The 18003-nt window shown below is 64.5% G+C and carries 14 protein-coding genes; 8 read left to right on the forward strand and 6 right to left on the reverse strand.

Annotation, left to right across the window (positions count from 1 at the left end; translation table 11 throughout):
* Positions 1-71 precede the first annotated feature (71 nt).
* The 3 genes from C1A13_RS04775 to C1A13_RS04785 all read left to right on the forward strand — a co-directional run bounded on the left by C1A13_RS04775 (position 72) and on the right by C1A13_RS04785 (position 2182).
* A complete protein-coding gene (locus C1A13_RS04775; RefSeq protein WP_101549608.1) occupies positions 72-689 on the forward strand; it encodes an AAA family ATPase in 618 nt (205 codons plus the stop codon).
* A gap of 11 nt (positions 690-700) precedes the next feature.
* Positions 701-916, forward strand: a complete 216-nt coding sequence (locus C1A13_RS04780; protein WP_101549610.1) for a DUF3006 domain-containing protein — start codon at positions 701-703, stop codon at positions 914-916.
* Positions 917-1015: 99 nt separating this feature from the next.
* The gene (locus C1A13_RS04785) at positions 1016-2182 is read left to right on the forward strand and encodes a cation diffusion facilitator family transporter (RefSeq protein ID WP_101549612.1); all 1167 of its coding nucleotides are present in this window, start codon (positions 1016-1018) and stop codon (positions 2180-2182) included.
* A 76-nt stretch (positions 2183-2258) separates the two neighbouring features.
* On the opposite strand, the gene C1A13_RS14855 is transcribed toward C1A13_RS04785, so the two are convergent.
* Positions 2259-2420: a hypothetical protein gene (locus tag C1A13_RS14855; RefSeq protein WP_172439169.1), complete on the reverse strand. Its 162-nt coding sequence runs from the start codon at positions 2418-2420 to the stop codon at positions 2259-2261.
* Between the two features lie 161 nt (positions 2421-2581).
* Here C1A13_RS14855 and dhaS point away from each other — a divergent pair, with 161 nt between their 5' ends.
* Positions 2582-3145 (forward strand): dihydroxyacetone kinase transcriptional activator DhaS, encoded by a 564-nt coding sequence (gene dhaS / locus C1A13_RS04790; protein WP_101549614.1) that lies wholly within the window; start codon positions 2582-2584, stop codon positions 3143-3145.
* A 73-nt stretch (positions 3146-3218) separates the two neighbouring features.
* Here dhaS and C1A13_RS04795 read toward each other — a convergent pair whose 3' ends face one another.
* Complete coding sequence (locus tag C1A13_RS04795) at positions 3219-4166, reverse strand: hypothetical protein (protein WP_101549616.1); 948 nt, start codon at positions 4164-4166, stop codon at positions 3219-3221.
* A 236-nt stretch (positions 4167-4402) separates the two neighbouring features.
* On the opposite strand from C1A13_RS04795, the gene C1A13_RS04800 reads away from it, so the two are divergent.
* Complete coding sequence (locus C1A13_RS04800; RefSeq protein WP_101549618.1) at positions 4403-6550, forward strand: efflux RND transporter permease subunit; 2148 nt, start codon at positions 4403-4405, stop codon at positions 6548-6550.
* Positions 6547-9651 (forward strand): hypothetical protein, encoded by a 3105-nt coding sequence (locus C1A13_RS04805; RefSeq protein WP_101549620.1) that lies wholly within the window; start codon positions 6547-6549, stop codon positions 9649-9651. The genes C1A13_RS04800 and C1A13_RS04805 overlap by 4 nt, the downstream gene beginning before the upstream one ends.
* 60 nt (positions 9652-9711) lie before the next feature.
* Here C1A13_RS04805 and C1A13_RS04810 read toward each other — a convergent pair whose 3' ends face one another.
* Positions 9712-10968: a [Fe-Fe] hydrogenase large subunit C-terminal domain-containing protein gene (locus tag C1A13_RS04810; RefSeq protein ID WP_101549622.1), complete on the reverse strand. Its 1257-nt coding sequence runs from the start codon at positions 10966-10968 to the stop codon at positions 9712-9714.
* A gap of 362 nt (positions 10969-11330) precedes the next feature.
* On the opposite strand from C1A13_RS04810, the gene C1A13_RS04815 reads away from it, so the two are divergent.
* Positions 11331-13994, forward strand: coding sequence for a cation-translocating P-type ATPase (locus C1A13_RS04815; protein WP_101549624.1), 2664 nt, complete (start codon positions 11331-11333; stop codon positions 13992-13994).
* 661 nt (positions 13995-14655) lie between these two features.
* Positions 14656-14901 carry a helix-turn-helix domain-containing protein gene (locus C1A13_RS04820; protein ID WP_101553181.1) on the forward strand — a complete coding sequence of 82 codons (246 nt, stop codon included), beginning with the start codon at positions 14656-14658 and terminating at the stop codon, positions 14899-14901.
* Between the two features lie 434 nt (positions 14902-15335).
* Here C1A13_RS04820 and C1A13_RS04825 read toward each other — a convergent pair whose 3' ends face one another.
* The 3 genes from C1A13_RS04825 to sigK form a co-directional block, all read right to left on the reverse strand.
* Positions 15336-15977 carry an HAD family hydrolase gene (locus tag C1A13_RS04825; protein WP_101549626.1) on the reverse strand — a complete coding sequence of 214 codons (642 nt, stop codon included), beginning with the start codon at positions 15975-15977 and terminating at the stop codon, positions 15336-15338.
* Between the two features lie 112 nt (positions 15978-16089).
* A complete protein-coding gene (locus tag C1A13_RS04830; RefSeq protein WP_101549628.1) occupies positions 16090-17163 on the reverse strand; it encodes a glycosyltransferase family 2 protein in 1074 nt (357 codons plus the stop codon).
* 39 nt (positions 17164-17202) lie between these two features.
* Positions 17203-17898 (reverse strand): RNA polymerase sporulation sigma factor SigK, encoded by a 696-nt coding sequence (sigK, locus tag C1A13_RS04835; protein ID WP_101549630.1) that lies wholly within the window; start codon positions 17896-17898, stop codon positions 17203-17205.
* Between the last annotated feature and the right edge of the window lie 105 nt (positions 17899-18003).

Genomic DNA, 18003 nt, shown 5'->3' on the forward strand with positions numbered 1-18003 from the left:
GCGTATAATAATAGTACGGCAAAGGCAATGCGTACGGCCTGTGTAAAACGGGCGGGAAAGGAGCGGTTGTCATGGCGAAACGGGTGATCGTGACCATCGGGAGAGAGTTTGGCAGCGGCGGCCGGGAGATCGGGAAGGCGCTGGCGGATTCCCTCGGCGTGGAGTTCTACGACAAGGAGCTGCTCGAGGTTGCGGCGAAGGAAAGCGGCATCAGCAGGGACCTGTTTGAAAGCAACGATGAAAAACCGGTCAGCAGCCTGCTCTATTCCATGTCGGTCAATCCGTATTCCATGGGGAATCTGATGGGCGTGGACCATGTCCCGATCAACCAGAAGCTGTTTCTGGCGCAGTTCGACGCGATCCGCAAGATCGTCCGGGAGCGCGACTGCGTCATCGTCGGGCGCTGCGCCGATTACGCGCTGCGCGACGAGCCGGACTGCCTCAACGTGTTCATCCACGCGCCGCTCCAGTACCGCGTCGAGCGGGTCAAGCGGCTCTATGAGATGAGCGGCGGCGAGGCCAAGGACATGATCTCCAAAATCGATAAAAAACGCGCCGCGTATTATAACTCCTACTCGGACAAAAAGTGGGGGGAGATCGGCAGCTACCACCTCTCGTTCGACAGCAGCCTGTTGTCCACCGGGGACGCGGTGGAGCTGATCAAAAGCTTTGCGGCCATGAGGAAGTGAACGAAATACCCATGCGGTACAGCATCGACCGGTTCGAGGGGAATTTTGCCATCCTGGAGGCGGAAAACGGCGAGACGATCGGCGTCGAGCGCGCGCGCCTGCCCCGCGAGGCGGGGGAGGGCGACATCGTCGTCCATGAGATCGGCGAATTCAAGGTCGACGCGGAGGCGACCGCCGCGCGGCGCGCCCGCATCCGCGAAAAGATGGAGGCCCTCTGGGAAAAATAAACCGGTTATGTCGGGGCGGGACGCGCGGGTCGCGGCCCGCCCCTTTTCAGCCGCGGGCCCCGGCGGGCCCGCAATTTGCACGGATTGGATGAATGGGATATGATCAACTTTTTGCTGCGCCGCTTCGTGCGGGACAGCGACCGGGTGGAGGACCCGGAGGTGCGCGGACGGTACGGCGTTTTTTCGGGCGTGGTGGGGATCGTCCTCAACCTCTGCCTCTTCGCGGCCAAGGCGGCCGCCGGGTGGCTCACCTCGTCGATCGCGATCGTGGCGGACGCCTTCAACAACCTCTCCGACGCGGGCTCGTCGGTCGTGACCCTCGTCGGCTTCAAGATGGCCTGCGCCCCCTCGGACAGCGAGCACCCCTTCGGGCACGGGCGGATCGAGTACGTCTCGGGGCTGGCCGTGTCGATGGCCATCCTGCTCGTCGGGGTCGAACTGGCGCGCGGTTCGATCGCGAAGATCCTGCGCCCCGAGGCGGTGTCGTTCAGCGCCGTGTCGGTGGTCATCCTGCTCCTCTCGATCGCCGTCAAGCTGTGGATGTGCTGGTTCAACCGCTCGCTCGGCAGCCGGCTCGGCTCCACCGCGATGAAAGCGACCGCCATGGACAGCCTCACCGACGCGGTCGCGACCTCCGCGGTCGTACTCGGGATCGCCGTCAGCTACTTTGCCAAGCTTAACATCGACGGCTGGATCGGCATGCTCGTGGCGCTCTTCATCCTCTATACCGGCTGGACCACCGCGCGCGACAGCCTCTCCCCTCTGCTCGGACAGGCCCCGGACGCCGCGTTCGTCCGGCAGATCGAGGAGACGGTGCTCGCCCATGACGAGGTGTCGGGGGTGCACGACCTCATCGTGCACGATTACGGGCCGGGCCGGCGGATCATCTCGCTGCACGCCGAGATGCCCTGCAACGCGGACATTTTGACCATGCACGACGCGGTGGACGTCATCGAGCTGGAGCTGCGGCACAAGTTCGGCTGCGACGTGACCATCCACATGGACCCCGTCGCCGTCGACCACGGCGAGATCGGCGCGCTGCGGGAGCGGGTGGAGGAGATGGTGCGCGGGATCGACCCGTCGATCTCGATCCACGACTTCCGCATGGTGAACGGCGTCACCCACACCAACCTGATCTTCGACGTGACGGTGCCCCACCGCTTCCGCCTGAGCGACGCGCAGGTCGCCCAGCGGGTGCGCGAGGGGGTGCAGGCGATCGATTCAAAATACTTCGCGGTCATCCGCGTCGAGCAGGCGTTCATCTGAGCCGCGCGCCTGAAGAAATGAAAAAGAGGCGGGCGCTCCGTTTGGAGCGTCCGCCTCTTTTCCCGGAGCGGCCCGTTCAGGGCTCCTCCGGGTCCGGTTTTTCATTCCGGCTGCAAAATTCGCCGATCGCCTGCACCGTTTTGGAGAACTCCTCGTCCGTCTCAAGCGCGGCGATGCCCTCGTCGATCATCCGCAGGAGGTCGTCCTCCCGCCGGACCGGCTCGCTGCTCAAACTCATCCGTCCGCCTCCTTCCGCCCGCCCGGGCGCCGGGTTTTCCCCAGTTTAGCACATTTCACCGCGCGGTGCAAGGGACGCGGAAGCTTCCCGCCCACGGTTGCAAACCGGAAGGATTTGTATTAGAATAGAGGCGTCCCGAAAGGCGGCAAAGGGGGGATGGCATGGCGGATTCAATGATCACCAAGCAGGCGCTGGCCGCGTCCATCAAGGAGCTGATGGAGCGGGAGCCGCTTTCAAAGATCTCGGTGGGGGACATCACCTCCAACTGCGGGGTAAACCGCCAGACCTTCTACTACCACTTCAAGGACAAATACGAGCTTGTCAACTGGATTTACTATACCGAGACGGTCAAGCTCATGAGCAGCTTTTCCGACCGCGCCCACTGGACCGACGGCCTGGGCGCGCTCTGCCGCTACATGCGGGACAACAAGCGCTTTTACATCAACGCTCTGAGCACGCCGGGGCAGAACTCCTTCCAGGAGTACCTGCTGGAATTTGCCCGGGGGCTGGTCCGGTCGCTCGCGGAGGAGCTGCTCGGAGAAAGCCCGATCGGCGAGGAGGACCTCGAATTCATCGCCGATTTCTACGCGTTCGCGTTCGTGGGGCTCATCATGAAATGGGCCCGGCACGGCATGAAGGAGGAGCCGGACGGCTACATCCTGCGGGTCAAGGAGATGACCGACGCGAGCATCCATTACGCGCTGGAAAAATATAAGAAGGAATGAGCGTCCGCCGGCAGACCGGCGGACGCGAACCGGAAACGCCCGTCATCCGAAAGGATGCCGGGCGTTTTGCCGTTCAGATCACGTTTTCCGATCGCGGGGAGAGCTGCGGGCCGAGCGGCAGCGCGGGGTTGACGCGCAGCGCGCGGCTTCCCGGGGAGACCGCCTCGGCGACGGACTGCACGTCGCGGCGGAAGTCGATGAGCAGCAGCGGACGCCCCTTGCGGCGGCCGCGGTCGCCGTTCACCGTCCGGAAGAGCCTGTCCTCGAGGGCGGGCTCTCCGGCGGGGCAGCGAAAGCAGCCGTAGAGGCAGTGCCCGGCGCGCATCCGGTCGAGGAACGCCCCGTCCAGCAGGGTGTCGGCGGTCCGGGAGGTGCAGGCGGCCGCGAAGCCGTAGAACCTGCGGGCCGCGTGCAGGAGCCCGAAGGCCTCGGAGGCGTCCGTTTCGGGCGTGACGTCGACCGAGACGGCGAGGTTGGGGGCCTTTTCAAGCAGGGCGGCGGTCTCGGGGGTGATCTGCGCGGCGGGCAGCTCGGCGAAGAAGGCGCTCTCGGGCCAGTGCGCGGCGAGCGCGCAGGCCTCCCGCGCGTCGGCGCCGCGCAGCACGAAGGTATAGCAGCCGAGGGCGTTCGCCTCGCGCGGAACGGGGGAATCCGCCCGGGCGGGCCCGTCGAGCAGGAGCATCCAGGGCAGGTGCCCGCCCCGCGCGGCCTCCTCCTGGCGGAGCCGCCCGACCCCCCAGGTGAGCCCCGACGCGCCGAGGTTGACCCCCATCGCGCGCAGGGCGCGCGGGTCCACCCAGCTGACGGCGTCCGCGGCGAGCTGGTAATAGGGGGAGGCGGGACTTTGCAGCGCGGCGTGCGCCCGCGCGAAGAAGAGCTTCTGCTGCGGGCCCTTCGCGCAGCTGTCCCCGAGGTCCACGAGGTTGCGCAGGCTGCGCTTTGGGTCGCGCGGAAGGTCGCGCAGCGCCTTGTCGACGATCCCGGCCACCACCGCGCGCAGCATCCGGTGCTGAAATTCCATGTCCGCGCCCTCCTCAAGAGTGTTTTCCGACCTTATTATATCCGCCCGATGCCGGCCGCGGTATAGACAAAAAGCGGATTTGTCAAAAAAAACGACAGTTCTGGGGAGGTGTCGTATTTTTAGACAGATGAAAAATCTGTCTAATTACATCGCGCCGGCCGGGTGATATATTGGGTATGGTTTAAGAAGGGGAGGCGCGGCTTGGCGCTTCCCGCATGGAATGAGGGGGTTTTGGCTTGCTCAAGAAATTTGCGCGGGCGCTCACGCGCTCGCCAAAGACGATCATCCTTCTCGCGCTGCTGCTGCTCCTGCCCAGCCTGTACGGCGCGATCAACACCCGCGTCAACTACGATATCCTCTCCTACCTGCCCGAAGAGCTCGATTCCTCGCAGGGGCAGGCGGTTCTCGAGGACACCTTCCACAGCGCGGCGACCGCGATGCTGGTCGTCGAGGGAATGCCCGCGCGCGACGTGGAAAAGCTGCGGGACGCGATCGAGGAGGTCCCCGGCGTGAGCGACGCGATGTGGATCTCCAGCATGCTCGACATCAGCGTCCCCAAGGAGATCCTTCCGGACGAGATCAAGGATATCTTCTACAGCGAAAAGGCGAAGGATTCAACGATGATCATCGTCCAGTTCGAGCACCCCGGCGCCTCCAACGAGACGCTGCGGGCGATCGACGAGGTGCGCGCCCTCTGCGACGAGCGGTGCTTTTTGGCGGGCGTGTCGATCTTCCTCAAGGACACCAAGGACCTCGTTGAACAGGAGATGCCCTTCTACACGCTGCTGGCGGTCGTTTTCTCGATCGTCGCCATGTCGCTCACGATGGAATCGGTTGTTTTGCCCTTCGTCTTTTTGATGGGCATCGGCTTCGCGGTGGCCTACAACTTCGGCACCAACATCTTTCTGGGGCAGGTCTCCTACATCACCAAAGCGATCGCCGCGATCTTACAGCTGGGCGTCTCGATGGACTACTCGATCTTCCTCTTTGACCGGTACGACGAGGAGAAGGAGCGGTTCGAGGACCGGCGGGACGCGATGGCGAGCGCCATCCAGGGTGCGTTCGTCTCCCTGTCCGGGTCGTCGACGACCACCGTGGCGGGCTTTTTGGCGCTCTGCGCCATGCGCCTCGGGCTCGGGCCCGACCTCGGGCTCGTGATGGCCAAGGGCATCGTCATCGGCATCCTCGTGGTGCTCGTCGTGCTGCCCTCGCTCATCCTCGTCTTCGATAAGCCGATTCACCGCTGGAGCCACCGGTCGCTCATCCCCGACCTGACAAGGCTCAACGACTGGATCATCGACCACAAAAAGACTTTCGTCGCGATTTTCCTCGTGCTCTTCGTGCCGGCGCTCATCATGCAGAGCAGGACGCAGATCTACTACAACATCGACCAGTCGCTTCCGGAGGACCTGCCGTCGACCGTGGCGACCAACAAGCTCAAGGACGAGTTCGACATGGCGACCACACACTTCGTGATCGTCGACGACAGCCTCCCCGCCTACCGGCTGAACGCGATGGAAAAGGAGATGGAGAAGGTCGACGGGGTGGAGGCGCTGCTCGCCTACAATAAATTCGTCGGCCCGGGCATCCCGGACAATTTCATCCCGCAGGAGCTCAAGGACATCTGCAAGAAGGACGGCAAGCAGATGCTCATGATCAACTCCCGCTACAAGGCGGCGCGCGAGGAGGAAAACGCCCAGATCGAGGCGCTGAATGAAATCGCCAAGCGGTACGACCCCGGCGCGCTGATCACCGGCGAGGGCGCGATGACCAAGGACCTGATGGACATCACAACGGTCGACATCCAGGTGACCAACGTGCTTTCGGTGCTGGCGATCCTGGTGATCGTGGGGCTGACCTTCAAGTCGTTCACCGTACCGGTCATCCTCGTGGCGGCCATCGAGCTGTCGATCTTCATCAACCAGGGCATCCCGGCCCTGACCGGGACGGTCATCCCCTTTGTGTCGCCCATCGTCATCGGCTGCATCCAGCTGGGCGCGACGGTCGACTACGCCATCCTGATGACCACCCGCTTCCGCGAGGAGCTGCAAAATGGGCATGAGCGCGTCGAGGCGATCAAGATCGCCTCGAGCGCGTCGGACAAATCGATCATCACGAGCGCCTCGGTCTTCTTCTGCGCGACCTTCGGCGTCTCGCTCATCTCGAAAATCGAGATCATCAAGAGCATCTGCTCGATGCTGGCGCGCGGCGCCGTCATCAGCGCGCTGGTCAGCATCTTCATCCTGCCGTCGGTGCTGCTCGCCTGCGAGGGCTTCATCGCGAAGACCTCCCACAACTGGCGCAGCGACATCACCCCGCCGCCGAGAAAGCGGCTGGGAAAACGGCTCAAAGAGCTCCATGCGAAACAGGGGGAATCGATATGAAACCAAAGCACCTTTCCTTGCGCGCGCTCTGCGTGCTGCTCGCCCTTTCGGTGGCGGCCTCCACGCTGCTTTCGGGCTGCGCGGCGGCGTCCGCCGAGGAACCCGCCCAGCCCGCCGCGGCGCAGGTCCGGGCGGAACCGGAAAAGGAGAAGCCGGAGAATCTCATCGGCACCAAGAAGAGCGAGACGGTCTACGTCAATCTCGATCCGACCGGCCGCCCCTACGACACGGTGGTCACCGACTGGCTGCACAGCGACACGCCCGGCGTGACCTTCGAGGACGTCTCCGACCTCAAGGACATCGAGAACATCAAGGGGGACCAGGGCCCCCGGCAGGAGGGGGAGCGCCTGAGCTGGCAGCTCGACGGCACCGACCTCTACTACACCGGACGCACCGGCAAGGAGCTGCCGCTCGAGGTGAAGATCACCTACCGGCTCGACGGGAAGGAGTACGACCCGCAGGAGCTGGCGGGGAAGTCCGGCAGGCTGGAGATCCGCCTCTCCTTCAAAAACACCTCGAAGCATGAGGTGGAGATCGGCGGGGAAAAGACCGTCATGTATACGCCGCTCATGGTGGCGGCGGGCATGGCCCTCCCGGACGACACCTTCGGCAACGTCAAGGTCAGCGACGGCTCGGTCGTCACCGACGGCAGCAGCCAGGTGGTCGCGATGGTCTGCCTGCCAGGGCTCGGTGACAGCCTCGCGCTCGACAGCTACAGCGTCCAGGAGCTGAACGACCTCGACTTCCCCGAGGAGTTCACCGTCACCGCCGACGTCGTCGACTTTGAGATGGGCCCGATCATGATCGCGGCCTCCCCCGAGCTGCCCGACCTCGACGACCTCAAAAAGAGCGACGAGTTCGACGACATGGAGCAGGATCTCTACGACCTGCGCGACATGCAAAACGACCTCGAGACCCTCGACCCCGACCGCGACATCCGTTCGCTGCTCACCGACCCCGAACGCACCGACGCGGCCAGGCTGATCATCGACGACGTCTTCGATTTCTACGACCTCAACAAGGATATCCTCGATATCCTGCCCAAATACGTCACCGACGAGAACGTCCGCCTCTACGACCGCATCGACCACGACCTGAGCGAAAAGGCGATGGGCACCCTGCTCGACGACGACGATCTCGCCGACCTCTTCGACCTCGTGGACGATTTGAGCCCCAACCGCTTGCAGGAGCTGGTGGACGACTACGACGAGCTGCAAAAGAACAAGGCGCTCAAGGCGCAGCTCGACCAGATCATCGCGCAGGCGGACCAGGGCGGCTTACAGACCCTGCTGGACGACCTCAAGACGGTCTACGCGGGCGTCAAAACCGCGCAGGCCTCCGACCCCGAGGGATACCGGGAGGGCCTCCAGGCGCTCCAGCAGTTCCTGGAGATCTGCCGGCAGATGAAGGCCCAGCTGGAGGCGCAGCAGACCCGCCTGCAGGCGCGGCAGGTCGTCATGGGCTACATCAATAACCCCGACGCCGCCGGGAAGCTCGACGACGTCCTCTCCGGCTCCAAGCTGAATCCGACCCTGCGCGACGAGCTGGTGCGCGCCAGCGCGAACGGCGACATCGTCAATCCGGGACACATCCGCCCGATCCGCAGGGAGGGCGACAAAAAGGCCGAACCGGTCACGAGCGAGCCGACTGTAAACGAGCCGGCCACAGACGAACCCACGACGAGCGAGCCCGCGACCGACGAGCCCACGACGAGCGAGCCCACGACGAGCGAGCCCACGACGAGCGAGCCCACGACGAGCGAGCCCACGACGAGCGAGCCCACGACGAGCGAGCCCACGGCCAGCGAGCCCACGGCCAGCGAGCCCGCCACAAGCGAGCCCACGACGAGCGAGCCGACCGCAAGCGATCCCGCCGCGAGCGGGCCGGTGGTCAGCGAACCGGAGGGCGTGACCGCGGTGCTGGCCGAGTACATCGAATCGTCCGGCGGGGAGGACGCGGGAGCCGCCGGGAAGGGCGAGGAGCCTCCTGCGGAGGAAAAGAAGGACCCGCCCGCCGGCACGGACGCCCCCTCCGGGGACGACGCGGACGGCAGCTCCGGCGAGGGCGGTGAAGGCGGCGGGGACGCGGACCCCGCTCCCGCGCCCGACGACGGTTCCAAGGCGGACGGCGCCGTGAAGAAGCCGGTGGACGAGGACCGCATGGATGTCTATGCGGAGATCACCGGGACGACGGCCGGCTACTATGTGCTGACCGGCGCGATCGACGAATATTTGAACAAGGCGGGCGACGATGAACTGAAGGAGATCGTCGAAAGCGCGCCGCGCGCCCGCAGCGCGCGCAGCGGCGGCACGGTCCCGGTCCCCACCGAGCAGTACCAGCAGCTGATGGCCATGAAGGGCATGGTCGAGCAGATGGAAAAGCTGGTCGTGGCGATCGGCCCCGACGAGCTGCTCAAGCTGCTTGACGACGTGAACCGGTACGGCCCCGGCCTCGAGCAGATGGCGGGCCAGCTCCAGGGCACCGAGGTGCAGAAGTACCTCGACAGGATGCTCGGCCACCTCAAGGAGAACACCGACAACATGGAGACGCTCGTGCTCCTGCTCAAAAAGCTCGACGAGACCAACCTGCTCGACGAGGTGGAGAACATCGACGACCTGCGCGACGACCTTACCGACGCCCGCCCGATCATCAAGGCGCTGCGCCGCGATTTGAAGCGCACCGACATCCACAAGAGCCTGCACGAGTCGCCCGAGACGATCACCACGCTGCTCCGGATGCGCGACGACCTCGACGCGCACCGCGACATCACCGAGACGATGCGCAACATGCTCCAGGATGAGAAGATTTCCCTCTCCCGCGGCATGATCGCCACCCTCGACCGCCTCAAGGACAAGGGCGCCGCGGACAGCGCGATCGAAAAGCTCGACGACCTCGACGAGCTGCTCGAACGCAAGGACCGCTACGTCGACCTCTCGAAGGAGTACGGCGTCTTCACCGCCGCGCCCGAGGGCCTCGACACCGACGTCAAGTTCGTCATGAAGACCGACGAGGTCAAGATTCCCGAACCCGCCGAGGAGACGGCCGCCCCCGTCGAGGAGAAGCAGGGCTTCTTCGGCTGGCTCAAGGGCCTCTTCACCTGAGCGGAAACCGAGTAAAAGGCGAGGGCCGCGGCGTCTGCCGCGGCCCTCGCCTGGTGTTTTTCAGAATTTGCGGGAGAAGATGTCGTTTTCGGTGAGCAGGCTTTCCACCGTGGGATATCCCAGCCGGCCGAGCAGCTCGATCACATAGGGGTTGTCGATCGGCGTGGGGCTGGCCGCGTCGCCGCCGTAGGCGTCCACGTTGCGCTCCCCCTCCTCGCGCGGGATGATCCGCTTGGGGCCGCCCACACAGCCGCCCACGCAGCCCATCCCCTCGAAGAAGTTCGCGTCGATCTTCCCCGCGAGCAGGTCGTCAATGAGCGCGCGGCAACCGGGCACGCCGTCCGCCTGCCGGGTGCGCATCGAAATTTTGCGGTGGGGGTTGAGCCGCTCGACGGTCGAGCGGACCGCCTCGCTCACCCCGCCGGTGCGCGCGTAGATGCGCCCCGCGCGGGAGGAGTGGTCGCGCTCGCGGTCCTCCAGCTTGGCCGGGTCGATCCCCGCCGCCGCGAAGATGTCCCGCACCTCCTGGAAGGTCAGCACGTAGTCGACCGCGCCCGCGAGGTCCTTTTCGCGCGCCTCCGCCTTTTTGGCGATGCAGGGGCCGACGAAGATGGTCAGCGCGTCGGGGTGCAGCGCCTTGACCGAACGGCCGCAGGCGATCATCGGGGAGACCGACGCGGGCAGGTGGGACTGCAGCTCGCTGTAGATCTTGCGGATCATCGCGATCCACAGGGGGCAGCAGCAGCTCGTGAGCTGGAAGTCGCCCTCCCGGGTGATGTTCTTGTCAAACTCGAGCGCCTCCTTGAGGGTGAGGATGTCCGCGAAGAGCGCGACCTCGATCATCCCGTCGAACCCGAGCCGCAAAAAGGCGCTGCGCAGCATGCCGGGCGTGACCGCCTCGGAGAACTGGCCCATGAAGGCGGGCGCGACGAGCGCGTAGACGGGGCCCTCGTGACGGCGCACCGCCTCCATCGCGGCGACGGCGTCCCGGCTCGCCTCGAGCTTTTTGGCGGCGCACGCGTCGATGCAGGCGGAGCAGCCGACGCAGCGGGTCACGTCGATGGCGACCCGCCCGCCCTCTTCGGGCGCGGAATGGATCGCGTCGAACGCGCAGGCGCGTTCGCACGCGCCCTCGCCGGGCGCGCAGCCGCATTCGCCCGTCCGCCAGACGAGCGGGTGCTTTTGGGGATTCAAGAGGCAGTCGAGCTGCTTGGGATCGAAGTCCTGCTGGGTGCGGATGTATTTGATCGCTTCGGGCAGGTTGCTGCGCGCCTGCGCGGCGAGCAGCGTCTGGTAGAGCTCCTGGAAGGTTGCCATGGCGTTCACACTCCTTGCGTTTCTTCCTTTAGGATATCCAATGCGGAAGGTTTCATCAATGGGAAGGGACGCAGAATTCACATTTTCTTCATAAAAAATCCCAATCTAAACAAAATTTCCCCGGTAAACTGGACATAAGCTAATAAGGGAGTCGTTTTAAATCCCAGGTCAACACCGCGGGCGCAAGCCCTGGCCTGGGGTCCGTGTGAGGTAACAAGACTTTTAGCGTGCCGCAGGCATGTTGAAGGTCTTTTTTATTGTGAAGCAATAAAAATGGCCGTATATTCGGACGGCTATTTTTTGATAGTTCTATCGTCTGCGGACAACAATAGCTCTGACAACAGTTTGAGGGAGTGTGGCAATTGTTTACTCAGAAGGATATCCGGCAGACCTGCGGGGAGCTCGGCGTGGACCCCGCCAGGGGGCTGACTGCGGCCGAGGCGTCGGCGCGCCTCCAAAAGCACGGGCCCAACGAGCTTGCGGAAAAGAAGCGGAAATCGAAGCTCGCGATGTTCCTTTCCCAGCTCAACGACCCGATGATCTACATCCTCTTTGCCGCGGCGGCGATCTCCATCTTCCTGCGGGAAGTCTCCGACGCGGTGATCATCCTGCTCGTCGTGCTCTTAAACGCCGTCATCGGCATGACGCAGGAGGCCAAGGCGGAGCAGGCGCTCGAGGCGCTCAAAAAGCTCTCGAGCCCCAACGCGCTCGTGCGCCGGGACGGCAGGCTCTCCGAGGTGCCCGCCGCCGGCCTCGTGCCGGGCGACATCGTGCTGCTCGAGGCCGGGCGGGTGGTCCCCGCCGACCTGCGCCTTCTCCAGTCGGTCAACCTCAAGGTGGAGGAGAGCGCCCTCACCGGGGAATCGGTGCCCGCCGAAAAGGACGCCGCGTTCGTGGCCGAGGGGGAGCCGGGCATCGGCGACCGGGTGAATATGGCCTTTTCCTCGACGAGCGTGGCCTATGGGCGGGGCGAGGGGGTCGTGACCGCCACCGGCATGGATACCGAGATCGGGCGGATCGCGGCGATGCTCGCCGGACAGAAGCAGGAGCTCACCCCGCTCCAGAAGCGGCTGGCCGACCTCGGCAAGATCCTGGGCGTCGTGGCGGTCGTCGTCTGCCTGGCGATGTTCGGCATCGCGGTGCTCCAGCGCCGCGACATCCCCGAAATGCTGCTGACCGCGATCTCTCTGGCCGTCGCGGCGATCCCCGAGGGCCTGCCCGCCGTCGTGACCATCGTGCTCGCGCTCGGCGTCCAGCGGATGGTCAAGGTCAACACGATCGTGCGGCGGCTGCCGTCGGTCGAGACGCTCGGCGCGGTCAGCGTCGTCTGCTCGGACAAGACGGGCACCCTCACCCAGAACCGCATGACCGTCACTAAGGTCTGGCTGGACGGTGTGCTGCGCGGCGTAAGCGGGCTCGACTACGGCCGTGACCGGGAGTTCGTCACCGGCTTTGTGCTCTGTAACGACGCCTCCACCGCGGACGGCGCGCGGGTGGGCGACCCCACCGAGCTCGCGCTGCTCGATATGGGCGCGCCGCTCGGCGTGAGCAGGGAAGGGCTTGAAGCCGGGATGCCGCGCGTCGGCGAGCAGGCGTTCGACTCCGACCGCAAGATGATGACCACCGTGCACAAAACCGGCGCGGGAACCGTCTCCTATACGAAGGGCGCGACCGACATCCTGCTCGCCCGGTGCGAACGCATCTTTGAAAACGGCGCCGAACGCCCGATGACCGGCGCCGACCGGGAGGAGATCCTCGCGGCGGCGGGCGAGATGGCAAAGCTCGCACTGCGGGTGCTGGCGCTCGCGCGACGGGAGGGAAACGAAGCCGCCGAGGAGGAGCACCTCTGCTTCGTCGGCCTCACCGGCATGATCGACCCGCCCCGCCCCGAGGCGAAGGCGGCCGTGCGGGAATTCAAAAACGCGGGCATCCGCACCGTCATGATTACCGGCGACCACCGCGACACCGCGCTTGCGATCGCTAAGGAGCTGGGCATCGCCGAGCGGGAGGAGCAGTGCCTGACCGGCGCGGAGCTCGCGGAAATGTCCCAGGAACAGCTTGACGCGCGGGTGGAGGATCTGCGGGTGTTCGCACGCGTCTCCCCCGAGCATAAGGTCATGATCGTGAAGGCGCTCAAGAGCCGGGGCCACATCGTCTCGATGACGGGCGACGGGGTCAACGACGCGCCCTCCCTCAAGGCCGCGGACATCGGCGTGGCGATGGGGATCACCGGCACCGACGTGGCCAAGGGCGCGGCGGACATGGTGCTCACCGACGACAACTTCGCCACCATCGAAAAGGCGGTGCGCGAGGGGCGCGGCATCTACGCCAACATCAAAAAGTCGGTGCTCTTCCTGCTCTCCTCCAACTTCGGCGAGGTGATCGCGATGTTCGTATCGATCGCCGCCGGACTGGCCGCCCCGCTGCGCGCGATCCACATCCTCTGGGTCAACCTCATTACCGACAGCCTGCCCGGACTCGCGCTCGGCGTGGACACCAAGGCCCCCGGCATTATGAAGCAGCGCCCCCGCGACCCGCAGGAGAGCCTCTTCGCGCACGGCGGGTTCGCGCTCACCCTCTTTTACGGCGTCGTGATCGCCGGGATGACGCTGGCCGCCTTCCTCTATTCGCCCATCCGGATGCTTACTTTGGCGGACGCGCCCATCTCCTTCGGCGGCATCCGCGCGCTGCTGGAAAACCCCAGCGTCCTCATCCACGCGCAGACCTACGCCTTCGTGACGCTCGCCACCTCCCAGCTTTTCCACGCCGTCGGTATGCGCGACGTCGACCGCTCCGTCTTCCGCATGAACCACCTCGAAAACCGGACGATGCTCCTTTCCCTCGCCGTCGGCGTCGGCCTCCAGATCGCCGTCACCGAGGTCCCCTTCCTGACGGCCGCGTTCGGCACCGTCGCGCTCTCCTTTACCGAGTGGGTCGACCTGCTGCTGCTCGCGTTGCTGCCGCTCGCTTTCCATGAGGTCAGGGTGCTTTTTAAATGGATTTTTGGGAGATTTGCCGCTCGGTGAGCGGCGGAGGCTGCCGCGCTGCGACGGCCCGCAGGCCTAGTACCGGAGGCGTGTCCCGCCGACGGCCGCCCGGCGGAGCTTCTTCTTAGATTTTCCGCCCAGGGGACGGAAGGCTTTTTCGCACCCCTCCGGGGCGCTTCAGATGAGCCGCCTTCGGCGGCAAAGATTGCCGGGACCCGCCCCGGCGGGCGGGCCGACTTCTTGCGCGCCCAAGAAGTCGGCGGAAGAAGGGCGCTCAAGGGGGGCTCACTTGAAGAAGATGGGGGCGCAAAGCTTGCCCCCCTTGAGAATCCCCCCACCGCTCACGCCCAGCCTCCCGCGACAATAAGACAACTGCCGAAGCACCCACCAAGGTGGCACACGGCAGGGAACGATATCATACAACGGAAAGAAAAGGAGCGGGGCGCTATTGCGTCCCGCCCCTTTTCTTTCCTCTTCCACACGCCCGCTTACGCCGGGGAGGTGCGTTCTCCGGGTTCCGGCGGAGCAGCCATTCCAGGCGGATTCCCCAGATTTTGTTTTTCGGTAGTTTCACAGATACTTTCATTAGTTAGGCTCCCTAGTGTTCTTATATAAGAACAATTATAGCAAATAATCTCCCTATAATCAAGAAAAATGTGATTAGATGGGAGCAAGCGATTGTACTATGGGGCGTAAAAAAATGCTGGACGGCTATATCGGTAAGAATATCGCCCGACTGCGGAATCAGAAGGGGTGGTCGCAGGAGCTTTTCGCCGCAAAATTGCAGGTGGCGGAGTTCGATATCACACGGTCGACCGTGACGAAGATCGAGAACGGGTGCCGTAACATCTTTGCCCATGAGCTCCCGATGATCTGCCGGGCGCTTGGGTGCCGTTATGAAGACCTTTTGGGGCCGGTGCGCCGGCCGGAAGAGAGCGGCGAATGACTGTAAAGCCGTGCCTCCCCGGGCGCATTACCGGTACGGTTCCGGGGGCTGGGCGGCAGAGGCATTGCGCCCGCGGCGCGGCGGCGGGCGGGTTGCTGTAAGCTCGTCCGCTGATCCGTGGACAGGGCGCCGCCGACTTTGGCCGAAGGCCAACCGGAGGCGGCGTGGGGGTCAAGGGGGCGCAGCCCCCTGCGGTTTCTTTCCCCAATTTCTTGGGCGGCCAAGAAATTGGGCCGCCCGCCGGGGCGGGACCCGGCAAACTACGCCGCTCGCCGAGCGGCAAATCCAAGCCCGCCGTCGGTCGGCCACCGACAGGCCCTCCGCCTCCGGGGCGGAATACCTAAAACGGCCGTCGGCCGGCCAACGACAAACTGCGCCGCTCAATGAGCGGAAAACTCAAATAAAGAGAAGCCGCCCTTCCGGACGGCTTCTCTTTATTCCCATTCATTCAGTTCGGCATACTGTTTGACGAACCGGTCGGCGAGGGCGCGGATGCGGGGCTCGTCCCCGGCGGCGGAGCGGTCGGCGATTGCGACGACGGGAAAGCCGGCGGCTTTGGCGGTCTCCACGGCGTAGAGCGCGTCCTCAAAGACGACGACCTCCTCGCGGGGCAGCCCCAGCCGTTCGCAGGCGCGCTCATAGATCACGGGCAGATGCTTGCCCGCGCCCACCTCGGTACAGGTGAGCAGGAACTCAAACCGGCCGAGCAGGCCGACCCGCTTGAGCGCCGCCTCCGCGAGATAGCGGTCGGTGGCGGTGGCCACGCACATGCGCACCCCGGCGCGGGCGAGGCGGTCGACGAAGGAGAGGATGTCCGCCTTGGGCGGGATCTGGTGGAAATAGCTCTCCTCCATGACCTCGTTGATGCCGTCCATCACATCCTGCACGGTCCCGGTGACGCCGAACCGTTCGCGCAGGTAATCGGCGGTCTGGACCATGCTGAGGTCCTTGAGGGCCTCGTAAAGCCCCGGGGGCGGGCGGACGCCCCGCTTCATGAGGAAGCGGTCGGCGGAGTCGCCCCAGAAGGGCATGGAGTCGAGCAGGGTACCGTCCATATCAAAGATTGCGCCTTGCATGAAAACCTCCTTGGCCGGGTGAATTTTCTGTAGCTATTCTACCGCGTTTCCCGGAGAAATGCAAACCAAAGAAATCCATCCCCCGGCGGGCGCGCCGGGGGATGGATTTCCTTCAGGAGCCCTGCGCGGCAAAATAGAGCTTGTTGCGCAGGTAGGAGGGGTCGTCGGGCTTATATTTCCCGGCGCGGTCGTTATATTCGGCGGCGCGGGCGCGCTCGCCCAGCCGGTCGTGGCAGACGCAAAGCTGGATGCAGGGCAGGTAGCCGTAGCAGTCGGGGCTGACGAAAGCGCCCGAGCGGTCGTCGCGCTCGCGGGAGAGCGCGAGCTCATACCAGAAGATCGCCTCCCGGTAGCGCGCGCGGTCGAGAAAATGCTTTCCGACGTCGCAGCAGACCTCGGCGCGCGGCGTGTCGTATTCAAGGGTGCGCAGCAGCGCGGAAAGCCCCTCGCGCGGCTCCTTCATCGCGTAGCGGCACCAGGAGAGATGGCGGCAGGCTTCGATGTTGTTTTCGATCCAGCCGCGTCCCCCGTCCAAGAACGCCTCAAACACGCGGACGGCGTCGGCGTAACGCTCGTGGTAGTAGAGCTCGCGCGCGTAGTAGAACTGGTCGCGCGGCGCGAGCTCCCCCTGCTCGGCGAGCTGTTTTTCATAGATGCGCAGATTGCGCGCAGGGTCGGAGGGGCGCAGTTTGCGGTGGGAGACGGCGGCGTCTCCGTAAACGACGACGCCCGAGGGGGTGATCGCCTCGTGCACCGCCCCCGCCCAGCGGAATTCAGGGCTGTTGCGGACGATCCGTTCGCGGTAGTAGGAGAGGGTGGGCTTGCCGTCCGCGTCGAACGCCGCGTGGTAGCGGAGCATGACGACGTCGGCGGCGGGATCGAGGGTGCGTTTGAGGTCGAGCAGCGCGGCGCGGTCGGCTTCCAAAAGTATGTCGTCCGCGTCGAGCCACATGCAGTATTCCATCTCCGCTTTGGAGAAGGAAAAATTCCGCGCGGCGGAAAAGTCGTCGGTCCACGCGAAGTCATAGACCTTGTCGGTATACCGCCGCGCGATCTCCTTCGTCGCGTCGGCGGAGCCGGTATCCACAATGATGATCTCGTCCGCCGCGTCCGCCGCGCTTTCGAGGCAGCGGGCGAGGACGTCCTCCTCATCTTTAACGATCATGCACAGGCTGATGGTGATCATGGAACTCTCCTTTACAGGTTTTGCCGCCCGAACGGCGCGTCAGAGAAATGCGCCCTCCCGTTCAAAGCGGGTGCGAAGCGTTCCGATCGCCTTCTTTTCAATGCGCGAGACATAGGAGCGGGAAATTTCCAGCTTTTTGGCGACCTCCCGCTGGGTGAGCGGGCGGGTCCCGCCGAGTCCGTAGCGCATGACGATGATCTGCCGCTCCCGCTCGTCGAGGCAGCAGGCGATAAAATCATAGAGCTGCTCCGACTTGATGTGCAGGTCGATGCAGTCGATGATGTTGTCCTCCTCCGACATGATGTCGCCGAGCGTCAGGGAATTTCCGTCCTTGTCGGTGTCGATCGGATCGCTTATGTAGACGTCCTGCGCGGACTTCTTCTTATTGCGGAAGTGCATCAGCACCTCGTTTTCGATGCAGCGGGAGGCGTAGGTCGCGAAACGGGTCCCCTTGTCGGTGTTGAAGGTGGAGACCGCCTTGATCAGTCCGATCGTCCCGATCGAGATCAGGTCGTCCTGGTCCTTGAAGGTGCTGTAATACTTCTTGATGATATGGGCCACGAGGCGCAGGTTGTGCTCGATCAGGCAGGCTTTGGCGGCTTCGTCCCCGGCGGCGATCCGATCGAGGCATTCGCGTTCCTCCTTGGCGGAGAGGGGGCGGGGGAAGGACCCGGTACCGGTGACGTGCAGGGCGAAATAGAGCAGGTTGCACAGGGCGGCGAACAACGAGAACAAGGGAAGACCTCCTCGGCCGGAACCCGGCGGATTTGAGAATCGGGCGAAAAAGAAAACGCACCATGCAAGACATGGCACGATTCATCTATATGCCAAAGGGTCTCG

This window comes from Anaerotruncus massiliensis (ex Togo et al. 2026), assembly GCF_900199635.1.
Taxonomy (GTDB): domain Bacteria; phylum Bacillota; class Clostridia; order Oscillospirales; family Ruminococcaceae; genus Anaerotruncus; species Anaerotruncus massiliensis.